Genomic DNA, 24,018 nt, shown 5'->3' on the forward strand with positions numbered 1-24,018 from the left:
TTTGCCCAATTTTAGTCACTGTCCTTACCATCTGCTACTTCCCAATTAGCCAAAAATGCAGGTTCACCGATTCTATCAATGTAATCATCTGGCAAAACGATATAACCCTCAAATCCAGTATCTATATAGGCACGAACCTTTTCTTTATAATTACCAACTGCAAAAAACAAGTCAATATAGGGGTATTCATAGGTAGGCACTTATAATCCTCCATTTACCTATGGCTTTAAAGCCGATTTTGTAAAAAGCGAAGCGGCCGGGGCCAAACTTTTCTATTGCTTTTTGTGCAGCTTGAACATCATTGGAATCAACTATAATCTGCCCATCCTCAGAAATGGCAATGTATTTTCCTTTGTGCTCCTTTTCCAAATGCCGCCCATATTTTTCGTAGAGTTGTGCATTCCTTTTTACTATTTCCTCCGGGTTATAACGAAAAGACATCATCATTCACCTTCCCCGCTTATTTCCCTGTTTCGATTATACCCCAAAACCCTGACGCAAGCAAAAAGAGTCCATAACGCCAGTGTGAGGGCGGACAGGGACAGGTCGAAGTCGATGGCCGCGTGCAGGCCGGTGGCCAGGGTCCCGGCGGTTATGGCCCAGGCCATCCCCCGGCGGGTACTGCCGGCGGGCGCGCTCCAGTACGCCCGGTGGGCGGCCCACAGGAAGGAGGCCCAGATGCCCAGCATCACCAGCAGACCCACCAGGCCGGTCTCCACGGCCACCTGGAAGTAGTGACTGTGCACCTCGTTGGAGTTGTACAGGTAGCCCTGGTAGGCCCGGTAGGCCTCTTCCCAGCCGCCGCCTCCCCAGCCCAGGAAGGGGCGGTCTTTAATCATGGCCAGGGCGTCTTTAACAAAGTAAGCGCGTTCAAAGGCATTGCGCAGGTAGGTGAAGCTGGTTACCTTTTCCATGGCCCCGGGGTGTGCGGCCAGCACCGCCGCACCTGCCACCAGGCAGGCCAGGATCACGGAGGCCAGGGCCAGGCTCACCTTTCTTTTATCCCCCAGCCACGGGGATAGATAGCGTTTTTCAACCAGGCCCCATGCCCACTGCCCGGCCAGCACCAGGACCAGCCCGCCGGAAAACCAGAGCCAGGCCGCACCCGCCTGTTTGGCCGCGGCCGCGGCGATAAACTTATGGGAAACGAGATAGCCCAGCCCGCCCACATACAGAGCGTGGAGCAGCACGGGCAGCCGCTTCTGCCAGTGCAGACCGATCAGGTAGAGCAGGAACACCGCCCCGGTAATGAGCAGGCCGCCGCGGGACCTGGTGCCGAAGAGCACGGCCAGGATGATGAAGTTGGCCGCGGCGTAAAAATACCCGAAGGGCCGGCACTCCAGCAGGCGCCGGGGCAGGGCCTGGCGCAGCACCCGGTCGGTGATGCTTTCACCCACGGTGGAAAAGCCGTGGTGCGCCCAGAAGAACAGCCCGGCAAAGCCCGCCAGGGCCAGGTAGCTGGCCAGGGCGTTGGGATACTGAAATGAAGAATAAATGCGCCCGTTGAGAAAACCATCCTTTATGTAAACCAGGCCGGTGGCCGTGAAGAGACCGGCCAATGCCACCCCGGCGGCAGCCAGGTAGATAACCTGCAGCAGCCGGCGGGCGTCTTCCTCCCGCTGCACCACCTGAACGGCCACCCAGTAGGCCAGGAAATAGAGGATGTTCTTCACAATTTCATCCACGGCCAGGCCGTAGTTGACCGCGCCGAAGGCGGCCATGACGTACACCAGAGGCAGGGCCAGGGTGAAGTAGTCCAGCGGGTGGGTTAAAAAGCTGTAATCCCGCCGCCCGTGCTTCCAGAGCCAGGTAAACCAGAAGATAACCGCCGCGCCCATCAGGGCCATTTCCTGCTCCGGGGGGAAGAAAAGCCCCCGGAAAAAGGGCGGGAAAAAGAGCAGCGCCGCCAGCCCCCAGAAGGCAACCTGGTAGGTCCAGGGGCGGGCAGCCGCCACTGCTGCATTCAGTTCCATTGGACGGGTTGAGCGGCTGATCGAAGCAGTTTTTCCGGCCATGGGCTTACTCCTCGTTAGCGAATAATTTCAATGGTACTGTAAAGGCACAAATTACAACATTCTACAAAAATTCCTTATTTCCTCCTCTGGTCCGCAAACAATTTCCAACCCTTCCTCAGGCCGGCATGGCTGCATCCGGCCGGGATAATTAACGCCTTCCCAGCTGTTCCACCCGTTCTTCCGGGCTGATGATGCTGGTGATGCGCACGCCGAAGTTTTCATTGACCACCACCACTTCCCCCCGGGCTACCAGGGTGCCGTTGACCAGCACCTCCACCGGCTCGTCCACCAGGGAGGAAAGCTCCACGATGGCCCCCGGAGTCAGGCCCAGCACTTCTTTAATCGGCCGCCGGGTGCGCCCCAGGACCACACTGACTTTCAGGGGGATGTCCAGCAGCAGCTCCAGCTTGCGCTGTTCCTCCTCGCTCAAGGTGCCCGGAGCACGCCTGTCGCCGTTCCCGGACGGCGCTCCCGCGGCCGCGGCCGGGGTAGTTTTCATCCGGGCAGACTCCGGCGGGGACTCCGGTTCCGGAACGGCCGCCTGCGGGGCGGGGGCGGCAGCCTGGGCCGCCAGCTGTTCCAGGAGCATGGCCGCCTCTTCTTTGGCCGTCTCCATGCTCATGATCTGCATAATTTCCGTATCCACCAGCTCCCCGATGGTCATCTTGAAGGAGACCACCACAATGGGGTCTCCGGTGGGCAGCCGGTAGCCCGTCCCCTCCTCCGAAACCTCCAGCACCGTGGTTTGGGGCGGGGAAATGTTGATGGTCCGGCGGAAAATGGTGGCCAGGGAGGTGGAGGCCGAGCCGATCATCTGGTTCATGGCCTCCGACGCGGCGGAAAGCTCCAGTTCGGAGATTTGTTCCGCCACGTTGGTACCATCCCCGCCCATCATCAGGTCGGCCATGACCATGGCATCCTTCAGCTGGATGATGAGCACGTTGAAACCCTTCAGGCCTTCTTTAAATTCCACCTGGATGATGACGTAGGGCACCTTGAAGGAGGAAAAAAATTCCTCCTGGCTGCAGGTCAGCACCCGGGGACTGGTAATGGTCACCTTCTGGTTCAGCAGTTCCGAAAGGGTGGTGGCGGCCGACCCCATGGAAATATTGCCAATTTCCCCCAGGGCGTCCCTTTCTTCGGGGGTCAGGTCCACCGCCGGCCGGCAGCCCGCGGAGGAGGAGCGGCTCCCCGGCGCCGGCTCACCGGCCGGTTCCACGGCCGGCTGCTCCGGCCCTCCGCCGCCGTCAGCCCGGCCCTCCGGGGACAGCGCAGCTGCGGCTGCCACCTCGCCCTCCGCATTGCCCGCCTCCGGTGCCGTTTCCCCGGCCGCGGCCTTTAACAGGGCGTCTATTTCCTCCTGGCTCAGAAAATTGTTGCCGTCATTCACCGTTCATATCCTCCCCGCTCAGCGATACCACCTGCACCGCCAGGTTCTGCCCTACCCGCCCGGCCTGCACGCCGAACTTCCGCTCCCCCTCCACGTACAGGTCCAGGTCCTCATTCAGATGGCGGTTTAACACCAGCACGTCGCCCTCCTGCAGCTGCAGCAACTCGTGCACGGTGATTTCCGCTTCCCCCAGGACCACCTGCAGTTCCACCCGGGAAAATCCCAGCCAGTGGCTCAGCCGCTCCAGATCCTCCGGGCGGGGGCCGCCCGCCTGGCGGCTGAACTGCTGGCGCACAGAAAGACGGGAGATCACCGGCTCCATCAGCAGGTAGGGCAGGCAGAGGTTGATAAAGCCCCGCTCCTCATCGTTGATGGACACGGAAAAGGTAATGAGGGCCACCACCTCGTTGGGCGAATAAAGCTGCTGCATCCGGGGGTTGGACTCGATGTTTTCCACCCGGGGCTCCACGGTGTAAAAATCGTGCCAGGCCTGGGCCAGGTGCTCCAGAATGCGCTCCACCAGCCGTCTGGCCACGGTTACTTCGATATCCGTCAGTTCCCTGATCTGGTCAGACGAGGTGCCCGGTCCTCCAAAAAGCAGGTCCAGCATCGGGAAAATCACCTGGGTGTTGATCTCCAGCAGGGCCGGACCCTCCAGTGGCTTTAAGCCGAAGACGGCCAGGGCCGTGGGGCTGGGAATGGAGCGGATAAACTCCTCATATATCATTTGTCCCACCGAGGCCATTTCCACGTTAATTGCCGCCCTGAGATAACCGGAAAGAAAGCTGGACAGCAGCCGGGCAAAATGCTGGTGCATCATTTCCAGGGTCCGCAGGTGCTCCTTGGAAAACTTGTTGGGCCGGCGAAAATCGTAGGGCTTGATCAAAGGGGCCGCCGTTTTTTGAGCTTCCTCCAGGCTCAGTTCGCCGGATGTGAGGGCCGCCAGGAGGGAATCTATTTCCCCCTGGCTCAGGACATCCTGCATTCGACGCGCCTCCTCCTACCTACCTGCGGGAGCGGGCCAGTACCCGCTCAATGGCCTGCAGGAGCCTCTCCTGCTGGAAGGGCTTGACGATAAAGTCCCTGGCCCCGGCCTGAATGGCATCCATAACCATGGCCTGCTGGCCCATGGCGCTGACCATGACAATGCTGGCCTGGGGATCAATGGCTTTAATGGCCTTCACCGCTTCGATCCCGTCCATATCGGGCATGGTGATGTCCATGGTCACAATGTCCGGTTTGAGCTCGGCGTATTTTTCCACGGCCTGCTTGCCGTTTTCCGCCTCGCCCACCACTTCATAGCCGCTTTTGGTCACGATATTCTTGATCATCATCCGCATGAAGGCGGCATCATCAACCACCAGGATCCTTTTACCCATCCCGTTTCCCCCTCGCATGTACTGAAAAAGCTCCATCTTATAAACCGAGGGCAGCCATTAAACGTTCAATGGCCCCCGGCTCGGTGAGCAGGAAAAAGTGCCCTTTGATCAACGTTTCATCTTCCTGGAACAGCTCCGTTTCTATAACCAGCACCTGTTCTTCCACCCTGCCGGCAGCCACCATCAAGGAGGTCAGCACCGCCCCCAGCATATCGAAGGCAAACAGGGGCACGGTGGTGATCATGTTCAAACCGGTCATCATGCTGATGGCGCTGACAAAGGAACCGGTGAGCACATTGCCGATCTCCTTTATCGCCGACCGGGCCATCTCGTCCAGCTCACCGGTGGTCCCCACCGGCAGCCCCAGGAGCATGTCCACAAGGCGGAGGGTACTCTCCCCGTCAAAAATGTACAGCACTATTCCCGGCGCGTCCCCCAGCACCCGCAGGCTCACGCAGCCCACCAGCTCCTCGTACCCGCCCACCAGCTCGATCATCTCCTCGAAGGGCAGGAAACTGCTGCGGGGCACGCGCATGTTCACCCGGCGGTTGATTAACTGGGCCAGGGAGGTCACCGCGTTGCCCAGCCCGATGTTACTGATTTCCCTGAGGGCGTCCAGTTCCACCGGCGAAAGGTTCCTGTAGCTCAAAAGTTATCCCCCTTTGCAGCCCGCCTGCGGTAAAAGCAGGTGCGTATCTTTTCCAGGTCCAGTTCCCGGTAATTGAAGATCATCTCGCTCCCGCCAATAAACAGCACCCCGCCCGGGGCCAGCGCCCGGGCCAGTTTATCGTTGAGCCTGTCCTGGGCCTCCCGGGTAAAGTAGATGGTCACGTTACGGCACAGGATGAGGTCGTAACCCCGGCCAAAGGAATCGTTCAGGAGATCCTGGCGGCGGAAATTCACCCGCCGGCGCAGTTTCTCATCGATGACGTAAAAATTGCCCTCCCGGGTGAAGAACCGGGCCAGCCGCTGCGGGCTGACGTTGCGCACGGCCTCGGGAGGATACCGGCCTTCCCTTGCCCTGGCCAGGATATTCTGGTCTATGTCCGTTCCCTCCAGGTGATGCAGGTGCCCCGGGGTGAGCTCCTCCAGAATGATGGCCACCGAGTACGGCTCGGCGCCCGCGGCACAGCCGGCGCTCCATATTTTCAGCGTCCTCTTTTCTTTCAGGAGGCCGGGCAGGATGATGCTTTCCAGCTCCCGGAACCTTTCCGGGTCCCGAAAAAACTCCGATACGTTGATGGTCAGGTAGTCCACAAAGGACCGGTAAGCGGCGGGGTCGCCCACCAGCTTTTGAAACAGGGCTCCATAATCAGGAAGCTGGCGCCGCACCAGGTAGGCATCCAGCCGCCTTCTGAGCTGGGTTTCCTTGTAGCTGTTCAGGTCCAGGTGAAAATGCCGGCGCATCATTTCTTTAAAACTGGCAAAATCCACTTCAGATCACCTTCAGCTTGCTCCCCAGCATGCGGATGCTCACCTGACCGTTGCTGGTGTCGAAAATCATGGTCCTCCCCCGGTTACCTCCTACTTCTTCAGCCAGGATGGGAATACCTGCTTCCCTTAACATTGCCCGGGCCTTTTCCACGTTGCGCTGGCCGATGTTCAGGATCATCTTGCTGTCCAGGCCCGAAAACATCTGGGCGCCCCCCACCAGCTTGGCCTGCAGGCGGCTCAGATGGGCCCCGTTTTTTTTCATTTCGTCGATCAGCAGGGGAATGCCCAGGTCGGCAAACTTGGCCGGCTTGGTCACGTTGTTAAACTGGGTGCTGTCCGGAAGCATCAGGTGCAGGAGCCCGCCCAGCTTGAGCGCCGGGTCATAAAGGCTTACCCCCACACAGGAACCCAGGCCCAGGGTAATCAGCCGGGCCGGCTCCCTGCCGATTTTATAATCGGCAATGCCCACCTGTATCTCCACAGGTCTATCAAACTTGGCCGGCTCCATTCCATTCCTCCTTCTAGGCTGCCTGCCGTTCTTATTCAATCATCCCGGAACAGGCAGCGACATCACTTGCGCAGGTTGTTGGCCATGCCCCACATTTCGTCGGCGGTGCCGACCACCCGCAGGCTCAGCTGGTAGGCCCGCTGGGCTTCCACCAGGGCAGTCATCTCCACCGTCAGGTCGCTGTTGGAAGCCTCCAGGCAGCCCGGGATCAGAGCACCCGTGCCGCCGTTCCCCGGCTGGAATTCCACCGCCCCGCCGCTGGCCGCCGTGGCCAGGTAGAGGTTCTCTCCCCGGGCGGCGAGTCCCGCCGGGTTGGTGAAGGAGTAAAGGGTCAGCCGGCCAGCTTCCTCTTCCTGCCGGTCACTGTTTATAATCGTCACCCTCCCGTCGGAATGAAGGGTTACGGAACGGTATCCGTCAGGCAAAACAATTTCCGGGTCCAGGGGGTAGCCCTGTTCGGTCACCAGGCGCCCACCGGAATCCACGGTAAATCTGCCGTTCCTGGTGTAGGCGTATTCCCCCCCGGGCAGGCGCACCCGGAAAAAGCCGCCGCCCTGGATGGCCGCGTCCAGGGGCTGTCCGGTGCGGATCAGGCTGCCGGGCCGGAAGTCCCGGGTGACTGCGGCCACCCGCACACCGCTTCCTTCCGGAGGCGTGGGGCCGGGATTGGGTGCCCCCGGCAAAACCTGCCTTTCGGCGGGTATGCCCTCCCGCCCCATTTCCTGGTAGAGCAGGTCGGCAAAGCTTACTTCCTGCCTCTTGTAGCCGGAAGTGTTGATATTGGCCAGGTTGCTGGCACAGGTATCCAGGCGGAGCTGCTGGGCGTAAAGCCCCGCGGCTCCGGTGGACAGGGCCCGCAGCATGGGATCACCTCGTTTAAAGAGATTTCAATGTCAGCAGGGACGGGGCGCGCCGTTTAAAGTTAGCGCAGCGCTCCCACCCGGTTGACCGCCAGGTCCAGGAGCTGGTCCTGGGCCTGCAGGATGCGCTGGTTGGCCTCATAGGAGCGCGCGGCGCTGACCAGCTGCACCATGGAGGCGGCAGGGTCCACATTGGACCCTTCCAGAAAACCCTGGCGGACTTCAGGGCTGGCCGCCGGCCGGGCGCTGCCGGCGGGAGCCGCAAAGTAGTTATCCCCGGTTTTGGTCAGCAGGTTCAGGTCGGCAAACCGGACTATGCGCAGGCGGCCCACCGTTCCCTGCCCGGGCCGGATTATTTCTCCCCCGGCGGTGACCTGGAAATCATCAGTCCCCACCCGCACCGGGCCGGCTTCCCCCAGCACCCGGTTGCCGCGGGAGTCCACCAGGTAGCCCTCGCCGTCCACGCCCAGGTTGCCGTCCCGGGTGTAAAGTTCTCCCTGCGGGGTCTGCACTGCCAGGAAAGCGCCGGGATCGGTCAGGGCCAGGTGGGTGCTCCTGCCCGTGGGCTGGAGAGCGCCGGGGGAAAAATTGGTCACCACCCGGGCAACGGCTGCGCCCTGGTTGGTTGTGCCCACGTAGCGCCAGCCGGGGCCGGTTCTGAAAGTCCCCTCCTGCTGCTCCACCAGCAGCAGTTCGGGGAAAGGCTTCTGCACAACATTATCGGCCTTGAAGCCGCTGGTGGAGGCGTTGGCCAGGTTGGCTGCCAGCACGTCCAGCCGGGCCTGCTGGACGCCCAGGCCGGTGGCGGCGGTATAAAGACCACGGATCACGTCGGGTTCCCCCCTCTTGAGAAATTCGGCTTCGGTAACTCGCCGGGCGCGGCGTTATCTCCGGACCGCCCCCGGAGGTTACCGGAGCACCCGCCCGCGCATAACTTTTCAAGCCCGCCCGGCCAGCTTCTGGCGCAGGCGGTTGATGGCCCGGCTGTGCAGCTGGCACACCCTGGACTCGGAAACATCCAGGACAGCCCCGATTTCCTTTAAGGTCAGGCCCTCCTGGTAATACAGGGCCAGCACCAGCTGGTCTTTCTCCGGCAGGCTGGCCACCGCCCGGGCCAGAAGCTCCCTGTTCTCTTCTTCCGTTACGTGCTCCAGGGGATCGGGGCTGGTTTCGTCGGGGAGCAGGTCCCCCAGCCGGACCGGCTCGCCGTTGCCCGCGGCCACCATTTCATCCAGGGAGAGGGTATGCAGGCGGCAGAGCTGGTTGTCCAGGTAGCGCACCTCGGACCGGGAAAGGCCCATTTCCTCCGCCAGCGCGTCCACGGGCACCTTTTCCTGGTAGTGGTTCTCCAGTTTCTCCCGGGCGGCCCTGAGCTGCTGGACCCTGCGCCAGAGGGTGCGGGGCATCCAGTTAGCCCGGCGCAGCTCGTCCAGCATGGCTCCCCGCACCCGGGTGGTGGCGTAGGCTTCAAAATTGTGCCCCAGGTCCGGGTCGAACTTGTCGATGGCCTCGATCAGCCCGAAGATACCGCAGCTCTCCAGGTCTTCCTGGCTCAGGCACGACGGCAGCCTGACGGCCAGCCGGCCGGCCAGGTACTTAACCAGCCAGAGGTAGGAAAGGATGAGCCGGTGGCGGATCTCCGGGCTTCTTGTCCGCTTGAATTCCTGCCAGAGTTTTTCCCTGTCGGCAGCGTTATCCACGTTCTCACTTCCTGGTAAGCCGGGCCTGGCGGGCCATGCACTGGAAAATATAGCGCATGATCAAATCCTGCTGGGCGGTGGTGATATCCACAAATTCCAGGGCCGCATGGTATTTTGATTTTTCCTTCTCCATCAGCCGCAGCACCCGGCCGCGGAGCTCCATCTTCCGGGCCCCCTGCTGCAGGGGCAGGTTAAACATAAGCAGCACTTCCCGGCCGGGCGGGAGCGGCTCGTCCACGGCCAGGAGCATTCCCCCGCCGCTGATATCCACCGTATAGGCCTTTTTATAAGCAGCCTGGTGCCCGCCTTCCTCCGGCAGCCGGACGTAATGGACTTCCAGGAGGGTTTTCAGGCGCACGTGCCGGCGCTGCTGCACCCGCCGGCACTCACCGGTGGGAACCAGGCGGTAGAGGGGTACCTCTTTTCCAATCCGACCCAGGCAGCGGGCGGGGAAAACAAAGCTGGCCGACTCATCAAAAAAGCGCACGCTCACCCGGTCCCCCGGGCCCAGGATGAGGACGTTCCCCCGCAGGCGGGGCAGCAAAACGTGCAGCTCACGCCCGCTGATATCCTGAACGGCGGAGGCGTACCAGTCCCCTTCCCCCTCCCTCGCCACCTCGATCTTCTGGTTGATGGTGAGCTGGTCAAACAAAATCCGTACCTCCCGTAAACTTTCACTGGCGGTTGAACAGCCTGGCCAGGCGCTGCACGAAACCCCGCAGGCCCGGCCGGGACTGGTCCTCCCGGGACATGCCGCCGGCAAGAAAGCGGGCCATGGCGGCCACACTCCTGGCGGGCCGGGAGCGGGGCTCTGCCAGGTAAAAAGGCCTCTGCTCCCGCACTGCCCGGTGCACCACCCGGTCCTCGGGAATGGCTCCCAGGTAGACCACCGGCAGGTTCAGAAAGCGGCCGGCCACCATCTCCAGCCGGCGGGCCGTGTCCAGGGCCTCCTGCTCGCTGCCGGCCCGGTTGACCGCCAGCAGCACCTGCCGGTGCAGGTTGAAGCGGGCCAGCACCTTGATCAGGCTGTAGCCGTCGGTAAGGGAAGTGGGCTCGGGGGTGACGACCACGATCACTTCCCCGGCGGCAGCCAGGAAGCCCAGCACGTTCCGGGAAAGCCCCGCCCCCGTATCGACGAGCACGAAGTCGGCCAGCCCGTCCAGGAGAGCCATGGACGAAAGCAGCCTCTGCCAGTGTGCCCGGTCCAGATTGGCCAGCTCCAGGAAACCCGAGCCGCCGGATATCAGCTGCACCCCGCCCGGGGCGGGCACCAGCACTTCCCGGATGTCCCGGCCCCGGTAGAGGCAGTCGTAGAGGGTGCAGGGGGGAGTCAGCCCCAGGAGCACTTCCACGTTGGCCAGGCCCAGGTCGGCGTCCAGGATGATCACCCGCTGTTCCAGCGCGGCCAGGGCCAGGCCCAGGTTGACCGCCAGGTTGCTCTTGCCCACCCCGCCCTTGCCACTGGTAACGGCGATGACCCGGGCGGCAGCGGCCCGCGGTTCTTCCGCCGGCGGCACCGCTCCTTCCGGGAAACTGCCGGGCACGCGGCCGAAGATGCGCCCGCCCTTAAATCCGGAGGAGCGCCCCCGCATCTTCTTCGACCCCCTCCAGGAGGAGGGCGGCCAGGCGCCGGGGAGTCAGGCCGGCGATGTCGTCGGGGACGTTCTGCCCGCCGGTGACGTAGCTTACCGGCCGGCGCATCTGGTGGACCAGGTTCAACACCCCTCCCCGGGTTTGCGTTTCATCCAGCTTGGTGAAGATGAACTCCGAGTACCCCACCCGGTCGAATTCCCGGGCCATATGCAGGAGGTCCCGGTTGCGGGTGGTGGCGCTCAGGACCAGGTAGACCCGGCGGGACGGCGGCAGGGCATCCACAAAACCTTTCAACTTGAGCAACTGGCCGGCATTGCGGCAGGAGATCCCCTCCGTATCGATGAAAACGGTCTCCTTGTCCTGGTGGGCCTCCACCGCCGAGGCCAGTTCGGCGGGGGTCATCACCACTTCCACCGGCACGCCAATGGTCTGACCGTAAAACTTCAGCTCCTCCACCGCCCCGAAGCGGTGGCTGTACACGGCAACCAGCGCTATCCTTTTGCGCTCGAAAAGTGCCTGCCTGGCGGCCAGCTTGGCCAGGGTGGTGGTTTTCCCCGCCCCGGTGGGGCCGATGAAAACCCGGATCTTCCCGTTCCGATCATCACGGCTGGAGTAGGCCTCCTCCACCAGGGAAACCACCCGTCCCTTCAGCTGCAGGAGCAGGAAGTCCTCGTCCTCCCCGGCGGGGGTGCCGGGCTCCAGGCCGTCCAGGAGCATTTCCACCACCCCTTCCAGCACTTCCATATCCAGCAGGCGCCGCCGCCATTTTTCCCGAACGTCCCCGTCCATCATGGCTTCCTCCTGTCGTTTCAGAATGGCCCGGAAGGAGGGAAAATCACCCCGTTCCCGGCCGGCAGGCGGGCCCGCATCAGGGACGGGCCCGCTGCCGCCGGTGGACAGTGCCCCGGCCGGGCCGGGTGCAGGCGGCACCCGCCCCTCCGGCCCCGGCATTTCTTCCCTGCGTGTGCGCCGGACCTGCGGGGCCGGTGCCGGCGAGGGGGTGCCCGCGGCCGCCGTGCCGCCCTCCCTGGAAGCGGGGGGCTGCGGCCCGGCGGCCGGCCCCGGCGGCAGTTCCGCTGCCGGGGGCGCGGCGGGCAGTTCGTCCAGGGCCGCGGTCACCTCCAGCTGGGGCGGCCGGAAGAAGTCCAGCAGGTGTTTTCGGGGCAGGCGGTAGCTGGAAATGATGACCGCCTCGGGCCCCATATCCTCCCGGATCAGGCGCATGGCCTCCTGCATTTCCCTGACAATATACTTCTTGATCTTCACTCCGCACTCACCGTCCCCACTACTTCCACTTCGATGCCCGGCGCCACTTCGTTCAAGGACAGCACGGTCACCGCCGGCAGGCTGCGTTCAATCAACCTGCGGAAGGGCAGCCTTACGCGGGGCGAGCAGAGCACCACCGGGATCTGCCCTTTGAGGCTCAGCTTCTCGGCCTGCTCCCGGAGCTTTTCCAGGATCTTGCGGGCCAGCCCGGGCTCCAGCACCGGGTAGGCCCCGAGCTGGGTCTGCTGGATGGAGTCCGTGATGGCCTGCTCCAGCCGGGGGTGCAGGGTGAGCACGGCCAGCTTGTTCTCCGGGGTCAGGTACAGCCGGGTGATGGTGCGGGAAAGGCGGCTGCGCACGTGCTCGGTGAGAAAATCGCTGTCCCGGTTCAGGCGGGCCCCGTCGGCCAGGGCCTCGCAGATGCTCACCAGGTCCCTGAGGGGCACCCTTTCCCGCAGGAGATTCTGCAGCACCTTCTGCACCTCGCCCAGGGTCAGCAGGTCGGGAACCAGCTCCTCCACCACCGCCGGGTCCTTTTCCTTAATGACCTCCAGCAGTTCCTTCACTTCCTGTCGGCCCAGCAGCTCATGGGCGTGGGCCTTAATGAATTCCGTCAGGTGGGTGACCATAACGGTGGAGGGATCCACCACCGTCAGCCCGGCCAGCTCCAGCCTCTCCTTTTCCCCGGCCGGCACCCACCAGGCCGGCAGGCCGAAGGTGGGCTCGGTGGTGGGTATGCCCGGAATACCGGTGGCCTGCCCCGTGGGGTCCATCACCAGGTAATGGCCGGGCAGCAGTTCCCCCCGGGCAGCCTCCTCGCCCCGGATTTTAAAGACGTAGGCGTTGGGCGACAGCTGCAGGTTATCCCGGATGCGGATGGGCCGCACGTAAATTCCCAGTTCCACGGCGCACTGCCGGCGCACCGCCGCCAGCCGGTGCAGCAGGTCCCCGCCCTGGGACTCGTCGGTGAGGGGGATGAGGTTGTAGCCGATTTCTATCTGCAGGGGGTCCACCTGGAAGTACGTGGCCACGTTTTCCGGCTCCCGGCGGATCTCCTGCGCCTGCTGCCTGGCCCGGGCCTCCTGCCGCCGCACCTCCTCCCTTTGCTTTTCCTGCACCAGGCTCCTGCCGGCGATAAAGCTGGCCCCCGCCAGCAGAAGGAAGAGGATGTTGGGCATGGCCGGGATGCAACCCAGGACGAAGAGGATTCCCGCCACCAGGTAGAGGATGCGGGGGAAGCCGGTGAACTGCCGGGAGATGTCCTTCCCGAAGCTGGCGTCCGACGTGGCCCTGGTCACCAGGATGCCGGCGGCGGTGGAGATGAGCACCGAGGGCACCTGGGTCACCAGACCGTCCCCGATGGTGAGCACGGTAAAGGTGCGCAGGGCTTCGGAGACGGGCATGCCCATCTGCAGGGTGCCGATGGCGATGCCCCCCAGGATGTTGACCAGGGTGATGATGATGCCGGCAATGGCGTCCCCCCGCACGAACTTGCTGGCCCCGTCCATGGCGCCGTAAAAGTCAGCCTCCCGCTGCAGCCTCTTCCGCCTTTCCCTGGCCTCCGCCTCGGTAATCAGCCCCGCGTTGAAGTCGGCGTCAATGCTCATCTGCTTGCCGGGCATGGCATCCAGGGTGAAGCGCGCGGCCACCTCGGCCACCCGGCCCGCCCCGCTGGTGATCACCACGAACTGGATCACGGTGATGATGATGAAAACGATGAATCCCACCACGTAGTTGCCCCCGGCCACAAAGTGCCCGAAGGCGTCGATGACGTTGCCCGCGTAGCCCTGCCCCAGGATCAGCCGGGTGGAGGAGATGTTCAGGGCCAGCCGGTAGAGGGTGGTCACCAGCAGCAGGGCCGGGAAGACGGAAAACTGCAGGGGCTCGGTGGTGAACATGGTGATGAGCAGGATCACCAGCCCCAGGGTGATGCTGATGGAAAGCAGCACGTCCAGGACCCGGGGGGGCATGGGGATGATGATCATCAGCACGATGCCCACGATCAGGCCGGCGATGAGCAGGTCGTTGTTGCGTTTCAGTTGTGACCTCAGGGTTGTGCCGGGTGCGGGCACGGTTTGTCCCTCCTGTAAATGTTCGGTGAACCCGGTTGGGTGCGGCGCCGTCCTCGCTCACTCCAGTGCTTCGCGTAAGATGCGCACCGTGGTTCGCTTCGGGCCGGCTCTGGCTCTCTGTGGATTACCATCGGCACTGTTGCCTCACGACCATAATTAAACTGCCCGATGTGTTACTAACAGGTGTTCTTCCCTTTGCTTTCGTTTGGCGTCCTCGAGAGCCGGGCCGGCGGCCTCGCTTCGCCGGGTGCTGTGACCGGCGCTCCGCAAGTCGTTCGCTTCGGGCAACGCGGCACCGTGCCATGGTAGTGATTTTTTACACCGGCCGTTTTTTCAGGCGGTAGACCAGGGCCAGGATCTGGGCTACGGCCTGGTAGAGTTCCACCGGGATTTCCTGCCCGATTTCCACCTGGTGGTAAAGGGTCCGGGCCACTTCGGGGTTATGTATGACCGGCACATTATGCTCGGCGGCCAGCTCCCGGATGCGGCGGGCCAGGTCCCCGGCTCCCTTGGCCACCACCCGGGGGGCGGGCATTTCCCTTTCGTCGTAGCGCAGGGCCACCGCCAGGTGGGTGGGGTTGGTGATGACCACCGTGGCCCGGGGCACTTCCTGGCGGATGCGGTTGAGCAGGATCTGCCGCTGGCGCCGCCTCTGCCAGCTTTTTACGGTGGGGTCCCCTTCGGTCTGTTTGAGCTCATCCTTTACTTCCTGCCTGGTCATGCGCAGGCCCCGCAGGTACTCCCAGCGCTGGTAGAACAGGTCGAGCACCGCCAGGAGTAAAAAGGTGCCGCCCGCCGCCGCGGCTGCCGCCAGCATAACCCCGGCCACCGTGTCGAAGGCCGCCCGGGGTGAACGATGAAAGACCAGCAGCAGCTCCGGCAGGTACGCCTTCACCACCAGGTAGCTGACCCCCGCCACCACCGCCACTTTAAGGATGCTCTTACCCAGTTCCACCAGAGTGCGCAGGCTGAAGATGCGGGAGAGGCCGCTGACGGGATTGATCCGCTCCAGGTTGGGTTTGACCACCTCCGGGGCGAAGATAAAACCTGTCTGCAGCAGGTGCACCGCCAGGGCCGCACCGGTTAGCGTCAGCATAAGCGGCGTGCACATCCACAGTGCCCCGCGGCCGGCATCGAAGATCACCCGGGGCAGGCTTTCGGGCGACAGGTCGAAGGTCAGGCAGTGGCTGAAATACCAGGTGAGCTCTTTCTGCCAGCTTTCCATGGCCGGGCCCTTCAAAAGGTAGGCCAGGGTGACGGCCGCCATGAGCACCACCGCCGCAGCAAAGTCCCGGCTCCTGGGCACCTGACCCCTGCGCCTGGCCTCCTGCAGCCGCCGCGGGGTCGGGGCTTCGGTTTTCTGCTGGGCGCCCCCGCCGTGGGCCAATCTCCATCCCCTCTTCCCAATAAGTTAATAAATCAGGTGCCTGGCACGCAATTTATTAACTTATTTCAATCACCCGGAAAGCCCGCGGATCACTGTGTACAGGTCCTGCTCCATCATGCGGACCAGGGCCCGGAAGACCACCCCGAAAAGCGGCACCATGATGCTCAAGGTGAGAATGCCCAGGGCGATCTTCAGCGGAAAGCCCAGCATGAAAATGTTCATTTCCGGGGCGGTGCGGCCCAGAAGCCCCAGGCAGAGGTCGATAATCAGCACCACCGCCACCACGGGAGCGGCGATCTGCACGCCCAGGGCCACCATGCGGGCGAATATCCGCACCACGGCCAGGGTGGTGACCCCGTCCAGGGAGGCACCGGCCAGGGGCACCAGCTCGTAACTCCTGGCCAGGGCGGCAATGAGCACGTGGTGCCCGTCCAGGATGAAGAAGAGCACCATGCCCAGGAGGTACAGGAAGCGGGAGCTGAGGGTGGACTGATGCCCCATGGCCGGGTCAAAAAAGCTGGCCATGAAAAAGCCCATCTGAATGTCCATGATCTGCCCCGCCACAGCCAGGCTCTGGAAGACCAGGCCGGCCACGAAGCCCAGCACCAGGCCCACCCCGGCCTCTTCCGCCGCCGCCAGGGCAAACCCCACAAGGCCCCCGGGAAAATCCGGCTCCACTCCCGGCACCAGGGGGTAGAGCACCACGGCCAACACCAGGGCCGTGAAGGCTTTCAAAGACCGGGGTACGTTGAGAAAGAAAAACAGGGGACCCGCAACCAGAAAGGCGCTGGCCCGGATGAAGATTAAAATAAAGGTTGCCGCCGCTCCGTAGTTAAGCAATTCCGCTCTCTCCCCCTACCCTGTGAGATTGGGCAGGTGCTGGAACAGCCGCGTGGTGTAACTGGTCATCAGGCGGACCAGCCACGGCGCGGTGATGGCCAGGGCCAGAAATACGGCCACGATCTTGGGCACAAAGGTCAGGGACTGCTCCTGCACCTGGGTGACAGCCTGGAGGATGCTGATCACCAGCCCCACCAGCAGCGATACGGCCAGGGTGGGCAGGGAGAGGAGCAGGATCATCACCAGGGCTTCCCGGGCGATCTGGGTGACAAGGGTATCGGTCACGGCTTTTCCCCCTCTGCCGGCGGCTTACGGCCGTTCTGTTTTTACGAATGGTGTCCGGCCGGCGGGAGCCCCCGCCGTCCGGGCGCACCTAATGGAAACTTTCCACCAGGGACCGGACCACCAGGTACCAGCCGTCCACCATCACGAAGAGCAGCAGCTTGAAGGGCAGCGAGATCATTACCGGGGGCAGCATGAACATGCCCATGGACATCAGGGCGCTGGCCACCACCATGTCAATAACCAGGAAGGGCACGTACAGCAGAAACCCCATCTGAAAGGCGGTTTTCAGCTCGCTGATCACAAAGGCCGGGATGACCACCGTAATGGGCAGGTCATCCGCATTCCGGGGCCGGGGCATTTTGGCCAGGCTGACGAACAGGGCCAGGTCCTTCTCCCGGGTCTGCTTGAGCATGAACGCCTTCAGCGGTTTGGCCGCAGCCTCAAAGGCCTGCTCCTGGGTCAACTGGTTGTTTAAATAGGGCTGCAGGGCCTCCCGGTTGATTTCCTGGAAGGTAGGGGTCATCACAAAAAACGTCAGGAACAGGGCCAGGCCGATGATCACCTGGTTGGGCGGCGTCTGCTGGATGCCCAGGGCCCCCCGCAGGATGGACAGGACCACCACAATGCGGGTAAAGCTGGTGACCATAACCAGCAGGCCCGGGGCCAGGGCCAGCACCGTGAGCAGGACCAGCAGTTTGACGCTGTCCACCACCTGAGCCGGTTCGTCCGTGGGGGTGATCCGCAGATCGATGCCCGGCAGGGGCTGCGCCCCGGCTGCCGCCGGGGCGGCGATAAGGGCCAGCAGGAACACCGGGACCGCCAGGCGGCGGAACCACAAATGGTCTTTCCAGATTTTGCGGTTATCATTCTCCAGCACTGCGCTCATCTTTTTGCCCATCCAGATAGCTTTGATGCTGCTTTGCAGAAGTTTCCGGTGGTCCGTCACCGGCGAGCCTTTTCTTCAACCGGTCGAGGGCCGCGGACAGTTCCCGCTGGAAGGAGGCCGGCCCTGATCTTTTCCCGGCGGGTGTATCGGGAAAAGGCAGCCCTTCCGGCAGGTGGTCGAATTCCTGCAGCAGGGTCACATTGTTCTCCTGGTGGACCAGGAGGTAGTAGCGCCGGCCCACCTGCACGAGGGTGAGGGCGGCCTTCGGCCCCAGGGGCAGTTGCTCGATCACGCGCATGTAACGGCCCCGGTTGAAGGCCAGGTGCCGGCCGAGGCCGTAGCGCACGGCCAGGTAGGCCAGGGCGGCCACCAGGAGCAGGCTCAGCACCAGCTGCACCGCGGCCCGGAACAGGTCGGCGTCGCTCACTGCTTTTCCCCGCCTCTTTTCACCCTGCCCGGCTCCCGGATGCTCTCAATGCGGACGCCGAAATTGCCGCCCAGGACCACCACTTCTCCCCGGGCCAGAGGCTGGTCGTTGATCAGCACTTCCACCGCGTCACCCGCCGGGCGGTTCAGCTCGACCACGGAACCCTCGGCAAGCCGCAGTATATCCCGCACTTTCATGGTGGTGCTCCCCAACTCCACCGTCAGGGTCACCTTGACGTCGTCCAGGTAATCGAGGGGTACTTTCAGGCGGTCCGCTCCCGGGGGCGCGGTCAGGGGAGGGAAGCTCACCCTTTTCACCGCCGGCTGCCGCCCCTCCATCCGCTCAACCATTTCTCTGATTTCTTCTTCGCTGATCACAGGCACCGCCTGCTTTCCTTGAAAATTCAGCCTCCGCCATGCGGAGCGCCGGGCTTACTGCACCAGAAAATCGGTAAAGTAGAGCTGCTCCACCTTTCCGTGCAGGAGCTGGCTGTTGATCCGGTCGAGAATTTCTTTTTTGATGGCCTCCTGGTTTTTCACCGGGAGCACCTCATCCGCCGTCTTGCTGCGCAGGATGGTCAGCACCGCCTCGGTGAGCATGGGCTGCTTGGCCTTGACCTCCTCGACCAGCTTTTTATCGGCAGGATACTCCAGCACCACCTGCACCCGCAGGTAGCGGCCGGGACCCTCGCCGGCCAGGTTGATTACCCTGGACCCCAGGTCCAGGGTCTCCATGGGGCGCTCCTTAGGCGTGGCCTGCACCGGCCCGGCCAGGGGGCCGAAAAACCACAGGGCGCCGAAGGTGAGCCCGCCGCCGATGATGACGGCCAGGAGCAGCAGGAAAATGGTGCGGCCGCGGCCGCCCCGTTTTTTCTCGCCTTCTCCGCCGGTTTGTTTTTTTCTGCTGACAGGCATCTGGGAACACCCTTTTTGCGGCTGCCGGCTCTTAATTATGAGTGCCGGCAGCCGGAATTTTTGGCGGCGGCACCCGGCAACGGCCTGCTGAAGCTGTGCGGCTTAATGGGGTCATAACCGGAGCCGCCGGTGGTTCCATGGGTGGCGGTCGCCCTTCACCGCTCATATGCCCCCGGGATGACCGCCACCCGTGCCATGTAAATATTTTACAATACATCTACTACCGCTTCAGGTTGATCAGTTCCTCCAGCATGGTATCGGAGACGGTAATAATCCGGGCGCTGGCCTGGTAGCCGCGCTGGGTGGTGATCATATTGGTGAACTCGTCGGTCAGATCCACGTTGGACATCTCCAGGTAGCCGGAGTTGATTTCACTGGACATCTTAGTATTATCCAGTAGGTTCGCTGATCCACTTGCATCTGTTACGTCAAAATAGTTTTGACCTACTTTTTTAAGGCCTTCCGGATTAGGGAATGTGAAAAGGGCAACATAGGCATTCGTAGGTGTATTTGAACCGATTTTAATTTTTAACTGGTTTCCTGCGGTATCATATGCAGTTATTTTACCATCTTTCCCTATACTTATTGAGCCAACCACAGCAGCATTTTCTTTTGAATCGACAAATTGTATACTTCCAGGATCAATCCAAGTAGGGGGGGTTGCATCATAATTACCTATTCCTACCAATAGATTGCCATTACTATCGACCATAAACCCATTTTGATCAATGTAGAAAATACCGTTTCTTGTATAGACGCTCTTGCCACTCGTATCTGTTACTTGAAAGAACCCATTCCCTTGAATGGCCAGGTCCAGGGTGCGTCCGGTTCCCTGCAACGCGCCCTGGCCCATATTGGTGCCTATTCCTGCTACAATAACACCAGTGCCAACCTGAGACGGGTTGATTGAGCCTGCTCCTGAGGTGCCTCCCGTCGGAGCGCTGGGTGACTTGATCATTTGATAGACCATATCCTGGAAATTAGCCCGCTGGCTTTTAAAACCCACGGTGTTCACGTTGGATATATTGTTGCCGATGACGTCCATGCGGATCTGGTGGTTTTTCATGCCGGCGACGCCGGCGAAAAGAGAGCGGATCATTTTTCTCCCTCCGGTTTAAGGGTAACCGTTTAATATCAATGACCTTTCTAACAGTTACAGCGGTAGAACTATCACGCCATATTAGGGGGTCCCATTTAACTTCAGCTTTAGCGCTTCAGCTCGATGGTTTCCCGGAGCACCTCGTCGGAGGTGGTGAAGACCCTGGCGCTGGCCTCATACCCCCGCTGGGTGACGATCAAGCTGCCCAGTTCCGTGGCCAGGTCAACATTGGACATCTCCAGGCAGCCGGATTCGATGGTGCCCAGGCCGTCCTTGCCCGGCGTTCCGTCCAGCCTCTCTCCGGCAGGATTTTCTTCACCACCGTTCCCCGAAGCATTATTGTCGGTATACAGGTTGCCTCCCACCCTGGTCAGGCCGTTGGGGTTGGGGAAGCTGAACAGGCCGATTTGTTTATCATCGCTGGCGGTGCTGCCGTCGCTGTAGGTGACGGAAATTTTCCCCATGTTTGAAACATTTATGGCAGCAATAGGTTTGGATACATCCAGTTGTATCTCGCTTCCGCTCTCGTCCACCAGCCTGAGGCCGCTGGAATTGACCAGGTAGCCTTCCTTATCCACTGAAAATGAGCCTTCCCTGGTATAGTAAATTTTGTCCTCTCCGCTTTCATCGCCTGCTTTTACCCCGAAAAAACCGTTCCCGTTGATGGCCAGGTCCAGCGACCGGCCGGTTGGCACAAGCGGCCCCTGGTTGAAGTTGTTGAGCACAGCGGCCAGCATTACGCCCGTTCCCATCTGGGAAGGGTTGCTCTGGGCCGTGCCGGCGCGTATGGTTTGATAAAGGGTATCCTGAAAACTGGCCTGGGCCGCTTTGTACCCCGGGGTGTTTATGTTGGCGATGTTGTTGGCCAGAATGTCCATGCGCGTGCGGTGGCTGAGCATACCGGCCAGGCTGGTATATATGGACTGGATCATTTTTCTTCTCACCTCACGTATATCTACGGTTATTCCAACCACTTTTCCGACTTCCGACGACTGACTTCTATTCAGCGCCGCCTCCGTCGTTCAGCGGCTGCGCGGCCTCCTTGCGGTCCGGCCGTTACTCGACAATTATTGCCCCGTCAATATTGGTGAAAACGCGCCCCGCCCCGGAGCGGCGGTCCAGGGCCGTCACCACCGTGCGGTTCTCCACACTGGTTACCAGGGCCAGGTCGTGGTAGATAACCAGTGAATTCCTCACCCCCTTGCCGGCGGCCAGGCTCACTGCCCGGCTGATTTTTTCCATGTCGGCTTCCTTCAGGGTGATGTTGCGCTCCCGCAGGCGCTTTTCGGCGTGGGCCGATAATTTCAGCGGGACCGCGCCCATTTCCCGGCGCAGCACTTCTTTAAAAGAGCCTGACCGGGACGCCCCGTCCTGCCTTTCAGGCCGGCCTTCCCTGGAAACCGGGAGGACCAGCGGTTCGGGCAATATTCCCTGCATCCTGATATTCATTTAACCCCGGATCTCCTTTACCATATCGTAGTCGTAGGGAGTGCCGTTGACCACCAGCTTGAGGCCGTTATCGTCGACAACAAGCTTTTCCACCGTTCCCTCAACCTCACCGCCGTCCTCCCCCGCCACCGTCACCTGCCTGCCCACCAGGCCGGCGGAAAGGGAGAGTTCCTCCATCTTCAACAGAAGTTCCATGTTTTTGTTGAGGTTCATAATTTGTTCCAGGGCGGTAATCTGCGTCATCTGGGTCATGAACTGGTCCTGGTCCATGGGGCTCATGGGGTTCTGGTAGCGCAACTGGGCCACCAGGATCTGCAGAAAAGCGTCCTTGTCCAGTTCCTTTTTGACCGGCTGGAGTTTGTCCTGGGGGTTATAGTAGATACTGTTCGCCGCAGTTACCTCCATCTTACATCCCACCTTCACACGAAAAAGTTGATCCCGCCCGGCAACGGATCTGCCGGCTGTTCCTGCCCGGTACTGCCCCCCGGCTCCCCGCCGGGACCGCTGTACTGCCGCCCGTAATTATATCCCGGCTGCTGGTAATCACTCCGGGGCGGGAGACCGCCCTCATGTCCCACCGACACCGAAGCGCTCTGCAGGTGCAGGTTCTGGGCGGCCAGGGCCTCGCGCAGCTGGGGCAGGGCACTTTCAATGGCGTCCCCGGCGGCGGCGTTACTTGCGAGGAAGTGGGCGCTCACATCCCCCTGCCGGTAGACCAGGCGGACCACAACCTCGCCCAGGTGCTCCGGCTCAAGTTTGAACCAGAGGTGGGTCTGCCCCTCGGTATGCCGTGCCACGGTCTGCCGCAACACCCGGCCGATTAAAACCGGCATTTGCAGCGGACTTATAGTCTCCTGCTGTACTACCGTACCGGCCGGGTTTAGGGATGTCGCGGCCGTCCTGCTCCCACCGCTGCCGGCCGGCTGGTGCAGCGCCGTACTATGGTCCGGAGTGCCGGCGCCGCCATGACGGTTGATAGCGGAAAAATTCATCCCGGCCTGCGGGGTTTCCCCGCCACCCCGCTTCTCCGGAGACCCCACCTGTTCCCGGGCTTCAACCGGCTTCGCACTCCCGGAAGCTGCTTCTACCGGTACGCGCGCATCCTTAAAAACAGGTCCGCTGCCGTTAACGGATGAATCGGTTTCCCCGGAATTCCCTTTCGGGGAAACGTCGTAAAGCACCCCCGGCTGTCTGACTTCCGGCTGCTGGCTGTCCACCGCCCTGCTGCCCGGACCGGGTTCGAGAATTCCCGAGCCTCTCAGCAACTGAAGAATCCTTTCCTTCAGGAAGGCATCATAAGATTGAGTCTCATCCTGCAGCAATTCCGGCAGGCCCGGCCCCTTAAGCTCCACAACGTCGGCATCCCTATGCTGCCCGGCCGGGCCGTCCCCGCGGCCGGCTTCCGGCGGCGGTGCGGGCGGATTTACCACCGCCTCCAGGAGCCGGCCCCACGGTGCAGCGGCGGCAGGGCTGTTCCCCTCCCCGCCCCCCGCATCAGCACCTGCCGGTACAGTCGCAGGCATTTTATTCTCCATCATACCGCAGAAGTTCAGCAGGGCCGCCAGAAGGACCTCCTTCCTGCCGGTGAACTGCTCTCTGTCCCCGCCTTCTTCAAGCTCGCCCGGCCCCTCAAGGTTGCAGGCCGGCGGCAGCAGGGGTTCCATAATACCAGCATCCCCGGGGGGTGAAAGGGGCAGCTTTTCCGCAGGAACGGTCTGGAAAACGCCGGCCAGCGTCCCCGGGGTGCCGGCCTCTCCCGGATTCCAGACCGGGTTGCCGCCGCCCGGGTCCGGGGTGACCGGCCCTTCCCCGGCTATGCCCAGCAGCTGCATAAGCAGGGCAAGAAACGCGCCGGAGGCGGGTGTGCCGGCAGCAGTGCCGCCCTGGGAACATGGTCTTTCCGGTGCTGCGGAAACCGCGTTGATCTCCATGACTCCTCACCTCCTTTACCGGGACTCCGCCATTTATCCGGAGCCGCCACCTTCCTCCCGCCGGAGCAGGCCGGCGGCTACCGGTTCCCCTCCCGGCACCAGAACATCCGCAGCCCCTGCTCATCCGTCTCCTTCTGCTCGGCCCGGTTTTCCTCCCGGATGTGGTTCTGGAGCTGTTTTTCCTTCAGCGTCTCCAGGATCATCCTCTGGCGCCGGGCTTCAAAGGCCTCCACCCGGCAGCGCATGAGCCTTTCGCTGGCCCTTTCCACTTCCTCCCGGCAGCGGTCCCGTTCGCCGGCCAGCCGCTCCCGCCAGAGCACCAGGTGAAGCTCGGTCTCGGGCCGCAGCGGCCCCGGGCCGCCGCCGGCAAGGCTCTCTTCCAGCAGGCCGGTGGCCCTGTGCAGTTCCTCCACCCGGGCCAGGTACTCCCGCCTGGCCCGGGAGTGGGCCAGGATGGCCTGTTCCTCCTTTTTCTCCCTGAACTGCAGTACCGGCTGGAGATGAAAACGGAACTTGCGCATCTGCAGTCACTCCCTGGCATGGTAATCCGGCCTGCCCCTGCAGGCCTTTCGCCTACCGCTCC

General features: G+C 62.3%; 29 protein-coding genes. All 29 read right to left on the reverse strand.

What is annotated here, in order from left to right; genetic code table 11:
* Nucleotides 1-11: 11 nt before the first annotated feature.
* The 29 genes from BUB44_RS03270 to BUB44_RS03410 all read right to left on the reverse strand — a co-directional run bounded on the left by BUB44_RS03270 (nucleotide 12) and on the right by BUB44_RS03410 (nucleotide 23,956).
* Entirely contained in the window at nucleotides 12-200 is a 189-nt protein-coding gene (locus tag BUB44_RS03270; protein WP_073163185.1) for a pepsin/retropepsin-like aspartic protease family protein, read from the reverse strand.
* Nucleotides 187-447 carry a DUF5678 domain-containing protein gene (locus BUB44_RS03275; protein WP_073163187.1) on the reverse strand — a complete coding sequence of 87 codons (261 nt, stop codon included), beginning with the start codon at nucleotides 445-447 and terminating at the stop codon, nucleotides 187-189. The genes BUB44_RS03270 and BUB44_RS03275 overlap by 14 nt, the downstream gene beginning before the upstream one ends.
* Nucleotides 444-2,015: an O-antigen ligase family protein gene (locus BUB44_RS03280; protein ID WP_073163189.1), complete on the reverse strand. Its 1,572-nt coding sequence runs from the start codon at nucleotides 2,013-2,015 to the stop codon at nucleotides 444-446. Before BUB44_RS03280 ends, BUB44_RS03275 begins: the two co-directional genes overlap by 4 nt.
* A gap of 148 nt (nucleotides 2,016-2,163) precedes the next feature.
* Nucleotides 2,164-3,405: a flagellar motor switch phosphatase FliY gene (fliY, locus tag BUB44_RS03285; protein ID WP_073163190.1), complete on the reverse strand. Its 1,242-nt coding sequence runs from the start codon at nucleotides 3,403-3,405 to the stop codon at nucleotides 2,164-2,166.
* Nucleotides 3,398-4,390, reverse strand: coding sequence for a flagellar motor switch protein FliM (fliM, locus tag BUB44_RS03290; RefSeq protein WP_073163192.1), 993 nt, complete (start codon nucleotides 4,388-4,390; stop codon nucleotides 3,398-3,400). The genes fliY and fliM overlap by 8 nt, the downstream gene beginning before the upstream one ends.
* Nucleotides 4,391-4,409: 19 nt before the next feature.
* Nucleotides 4,410-4,784: a response regulator gene (locus tag BUB44_RS03295; RefSeq protein WP_073163193.1), complete on the reverse strand. Its 375-nt coding sequence runs from the start codon at nucleotides 4,782-4,784 to the stop codon at nucleotides 4,410-4,412.
* Between the two features lie 37 nt (nucleotides 4,785-4,821).
* Complete coding sequence (locus tag BUB44_RS03300) at nucleotides 4,822-5,433, reverse strand: chemotaxis protein CheC (RefSeq protein WP_073163195.1); 612 nt, start codon at nucleotides 5,431-5,433, stop codon at nucleotides 4,822-4,824.
* The gene (locus BUB44_RS03305) at nucleotides 5,430-6,218 is read right to left on the reverse strand and encodes a CheR family methyltransferase (RefSeq protein WP_073163196.1); all 789 of its coding nucleotides are present in this window, start codon (nucleotides 6,216-6,218) and stop codon (nucleotides 5,430-5,432) included. Before BUB44_RS03305 ends, BUB44_RS03300 begins: the two co-directional genes overlap by 4 nt.
* 1 nt (nucleotide 6,219) lies before the next feature.
* A complete protein-coding gene (locus BUB44_RS03310; protein ID WP_027357065.1) occupies nucleotides 6,220-6,726 on the reverse strand; it encodes a chemotaxis protein CheD in 507 nt (168 codons plus the stop codon).
* A gap of 62 nt (nucleotides 6,727-6,788) precedes the next feature.
* Nucleotides 6,789-7,589, reverse strand: coding sequence for a flagellar basal-body rod protein FlgG (gene flgG, locus BUB44_RS03315; protein ID WP_073163198.1), 801 nt, complete (start codon nucleotides 7,587-7,589; stop codon nucleotides 6,789-6,791).
* Nucleotides 7,590-7,648: 59 nt separating this feature from the next.
* Nucleotides 7,649-8,416, reverse strand: a complete 768-nt coding sequence (locus BUB44_RS03320; RefSeq protein ID WP_073163199.1) for a flagellar hook-basal body protein — start codon at nucleotides 8,414-8,416, stop codon at nucleotides 7,649-7,651.
* Nucleotides 8,417-8,524: 108 nt separating this feature from the next.
* Nucleotides 8,525-9,286, reverse strand: coding sequence for a FliA/WhiG family RNA polymerase sigma factor (locus BUB44_RS03325; protein ID WP_073163201.1), 762 nt, complete (start codon nucleotides 9,284-9,286; stop codon nucleotides 8,525-8,527).
* Between the two features lie 4 nt (nucleotides 9,287-9,290).
* Nucleotides 9,291-9,938, reverse strand: a complete 648-nt coding sequence (locus BUB44_RS03330) for a flagellar brake protein (RefSeq protein WP_073163202.1) — start codon at nucleotides 9,936-9,938, stop codon at nucleotides 9,291-9,293.
* A gap of 22 nt (nucleotides 9,939-9,960) precedes the next feature.
* Nucleotides 9,961-10,878, reverse strand: a complete 918-nt coding sequence (locus BUB44_RS03335) for a MinD/ParA family protein (protein WP_083543068.1) — start codon at nucleotides 10,876-10,878, stop codon at nucleotides 9,961-9,963.
* The gene (gene flhF / locus BUB44_RS03340; RefSeq protein ID WP_073163204.1) at nucleotides 10,853-12,145 is read right to left on the reverse strand and encodes a flagellar biosynthesis GTPase FlhF; all 1,293 of its coding nucleotides are present in this window, start codon (nucleotides 12,143-12,145) and stop codon (nucleotides 10,853-10,855) included. Before flhF ends, BUB44_RS03335 begins: the two co-directional genes overlap by 26 nt.
* Nucleotides 12,142-14,217, reverse strand: coding sequence for a flagellar biosynthesis protein FlhA (flhA, locus tag BUB44_RS03345; RefSeq protein ID WP_073163206.1), 2,076 nt, complete (start codon nucleotides 14,215-14,217; stop codon nucleotides 12,142-12,144). Before flhA ends, flhF begins: the two co-directional genes overlap by 4 nt.
* A gap of 316 nt (nucleotides 14,218-14,533) precedes the next feature.
* The gene (gene flhB, locus BUB44_RS03350) at nucleotides 14,534-15,604 is read right to left on the reverse strand and encodes a flagellar biosynthesis protein FlhB (RefSeq protein WP_073163207.1); all 1,071 of its coding nucleotides are present in this window, start codon (nucleotides 15,602-15,604) and stop codon (nucleotides 14,534-14,536) included.
* 69 nt (nucleotides 15,605-15,673) lie between these two features.
* Nucleotides 15,674-16,444 (reverse strand): flagellar biosynthetic protein FliR, encoded by a 771-nt coding sequence (gene fliR, locus BUB44_RS03355; RefSeq protein ID WP_073163208.1) that lies wholly within the window; start codon nucleotides 16,442-16,444, stop codon nucleotides 15,674-15,676.
* Nucleotides 16,445-16,459: 15 nt separating this feature from the next.
* Nucleotides 16,460-16,729 carry a flagellar biosynthesis protein FliQ gene (gene fliQ, locus BUB44_RS03360; RefSeq protein ID WP_027357075.1) on the reverse strand — a complete coding sequence of 90 codons (270 nt, stop codon included), beginning with the start codon at nucleotides 16,727-16,729 and terminating at the stop codon, nucleotides 16,460-16,462.
* An 88-nt stretch (nucleotides 16,730-16,817) separates the two neighbouring features.
* Entirely contained in the window at nucleotides 16,818-17,615 is a 798-nt protein-coding gene (gene fliP, locus BUB44_RS03365) for a flagellar type III secretion system pore protein FliP (RefSeq protein ID WP_073163211.1), read from the reverse strand.
* A complete protein-coding gene (gene fliO, locus BUB44_RS03370; protein WP_073163213.1) occupies nucleotides 17,593-18,042 on the reverse strand; it encodes a flagellar biosynthetic protein FliO in 450 nt (149 codons plus the stop codon). Before fliO ends, fliP begins: the two co-directional genes overlap by 23 nt.
* Nucleotides 18,039-18,419, reverse strand: a complete 381-nt coding sequence (fliN, locus tag BUB44_RS03375) for a flagellar motor switch protein FliN (RefSeq protein WP_073163214.1) — start codon at nucleotides 18,417-18,419, stop codon at nucleotides 18,039-18,041. The genes fliO and fliN overlap by 4 nt, the downstream gene beginning before the upstream one ends.
* A gap of 54 nt (nucleotides 18,420-18,473) precedes the next feature.
* A complete protein-coding gene (locus tag BUB44_RS03380) occupies nucleotides 18,474-18,956 on the reverse strand; it encodes a flagellar basal body-associated FliL family protein (RefSeq protein ID WP_073163216.1) in 483 nt (160 codons plus the stop codon).
* Between the two features lie 220 nt (nucleotides 18,957-19,176).
* Entirely contained in the window at nucleotides 19,177-20,055 is an 879-nt protein-coding gene (locus tag BUB44_RS03385) for a flagellar hook-basal body protein (RefSeq protein WP_073163218.1), read from the reverse strand.
* 107 nt (nucleotides 20,056-20,162) lie between these two features.
* A complete protein-coding gene (locus BUB44_RS03390) occupies nucleotides 20,163-20,987 on the reverse strand; it encodes a flagellar hook-basal body protein (protein ID WP_073163220.1) in 825 nt (274 codons plus the stop codon).
* A gap of 124 nt (nucleotides 20,988-21,111) precedes the next feature.
* Nucleotides 21,112-21,504, reverse strand: coding sequence for a TIGR02530 family flagellar biosynthesis protein (locus BUB44_RS03395; protein WP_073163222.1), 393 nt, complete (start codon nucleotides 21,502-21,504; stop codon nucleotides 21,112-21,114).
* Entirely contained in the window at nucleotides 21,505-21,909 is a 405-nt protein-coding gene (locus tag BUB44_RS03400) for a flagellar hook assembly protein FlgD (protein WP_073163223.1), read from the reverse strand.
* A gap of 14 nt (nucleotides 21,910-21,923) precedes the next feature.
* On the reverse strand, nucleotides 21,924-23,435 hold the full coding sequence (locus BUB44_RS03405; RefSeq protein WP_073163225.1) for a flagellar hook-length control protein FliK: 1,512 nt from the start codon (nucleotides 23,433-23,435) through the stop codon (nucleotides 21,924-21,926).
* Between the two features lie 77 nt (nucleotides 23,436-23,512).
* Nucleotides 23,513-23,956 carry a flagellar export protein FliJ gene (locus BUB44_RS03410; RefSeq protein ID WP_073163226.1) on the reverse strand — a complete coding sequence of 148 codons (444 nt, stop codon included), beginning with the start codon at nucleotides 23,954-23,956 and terminating at the stop codon, nucleotides 23,513-23,515.
* Nucleotides 23,957-24,018 lie beyond the last annotated feature (62 nt).

Source organism: Desulfofundulus australicus DSM 11792 (assembly GCF_900129285.1).
GTDB classification, from domain to species: Bacteria; Bacillota; Desulfotomaculia; order Desulfotomaculales; family Desulfovirgulaceae; genus Desulfofundulus; species Desulfofundulus australicus.

Excerpts from the sequence above, each read along its gene's own strand:
- BUB44_RS03280 (WP_073163189.1), bottom strand. The coding sequence starts at position 2,015 with ATGGCCGGAAAAACTGCTTCGATCAGCCGCTCAACCCGTCCAATGGAA.
- fliP (WP_073163211.1), bottom strand. The coding sequence starts at position 17,615 with ATGAGCGCAGTGCTGGAGAATGATAACCGCAAAATCTGGAAAGACCAT.
- BUB44_RS03395 (WP_073163222.1), bottom strand. The coding sequence starts at position 21,504 with ATGAATATCAGGATGCAGGGAATATTGCCCGAACCGCTGGTCCTCCCG.
- BUB44_RS03410 (WP_073163226.1), bottom strand. The coding sequence starts at position 23,956 with ATGCGCAAGTTCCGTTTTCATCTCCAGCCGGTACTGCAGTTCAGGGAG.
- BUB44_RS03400 (WP_073163223.1), bottom strand. The coding sequence starts at position 21,909 with ATGGAGGTAACTGCGGCGAACAGTATCTACTATAACCCCCAGGACAAA.
- flgG (WP_073163198.1), bottom strand. The coding sequence starts at position 7,589 with ATGCTGCGGGCCCTGTCCACCGGAGCCGCGGGGCTTTACGCCCAGCAG.
- BUB44_RS03275 (WP_073163187.1), bottom strand. The coding sequence starts at position 447 with ATGATGATGTCTTTTCGTTATAACCCGGAGGAAATAGTAAAAAGGAAT.
- BUB44_RS03405 (WP_073163225.1), bottom strand. The coding sequence starts at position 23,435 with ATGGAGATCAACGCGGTTTCCGCAGCACCGGAAAGACCATGTTCCCAG.
- BUB44_RS03385 (WP_073163218.1), bottom strand. The coding sequence starts at position 20,055 with ATGATCCGCTCTCTTTTCGCCGGCGTCGCCGGCATGAAAAACCACCAG.
- BUB44_RS03335 (WP_083543068.1), bottom strand. The coding sequence starts at position 10,878 with ATGCGGGGGCGCTCCTCCGGATTTAAGGGCGGGCGCATCTTCGGCCGC.
- fliM (WP_073163192.1), bottom strand. The coding sequence starts at position 4,390 with ATGCAGGATGTCCTGAGCCAGGGGGAAATAGATTCCCTCCTGGCGGCC.
- BUB44_RS03390 (WP_073163220.1), bottom strand. The coding sequence starts at position 20,987 with ATGATCCAGTCCATATATACCAGCCTGGCCGGTATGCTCAGCCACCGC.
- BUB44_RS03310 (WP_027357065.1), bottom strand. The coding sequence starts at position 6,726 with ATGGAGCCGGCCAAGTTTGATAGACCTGTGGAGATACAGGTGGGCATT.
- BUB44_RS03380 (WP_073163216.1), bottom strand. The coding sequence starts at position 18,956 with ATGCCTGTCAGCAGAAAAAAACAAACCGGCGGAGAAGGCGAGAAAAAA.
- BUB44_RS03295 (WP_073163193.1), bottom strand. The coding sequence starts at position 4,784 with ATGGGTAAAAGGATCCTGGTGGTTGATGATGCCGCCTTCATGCGGATG.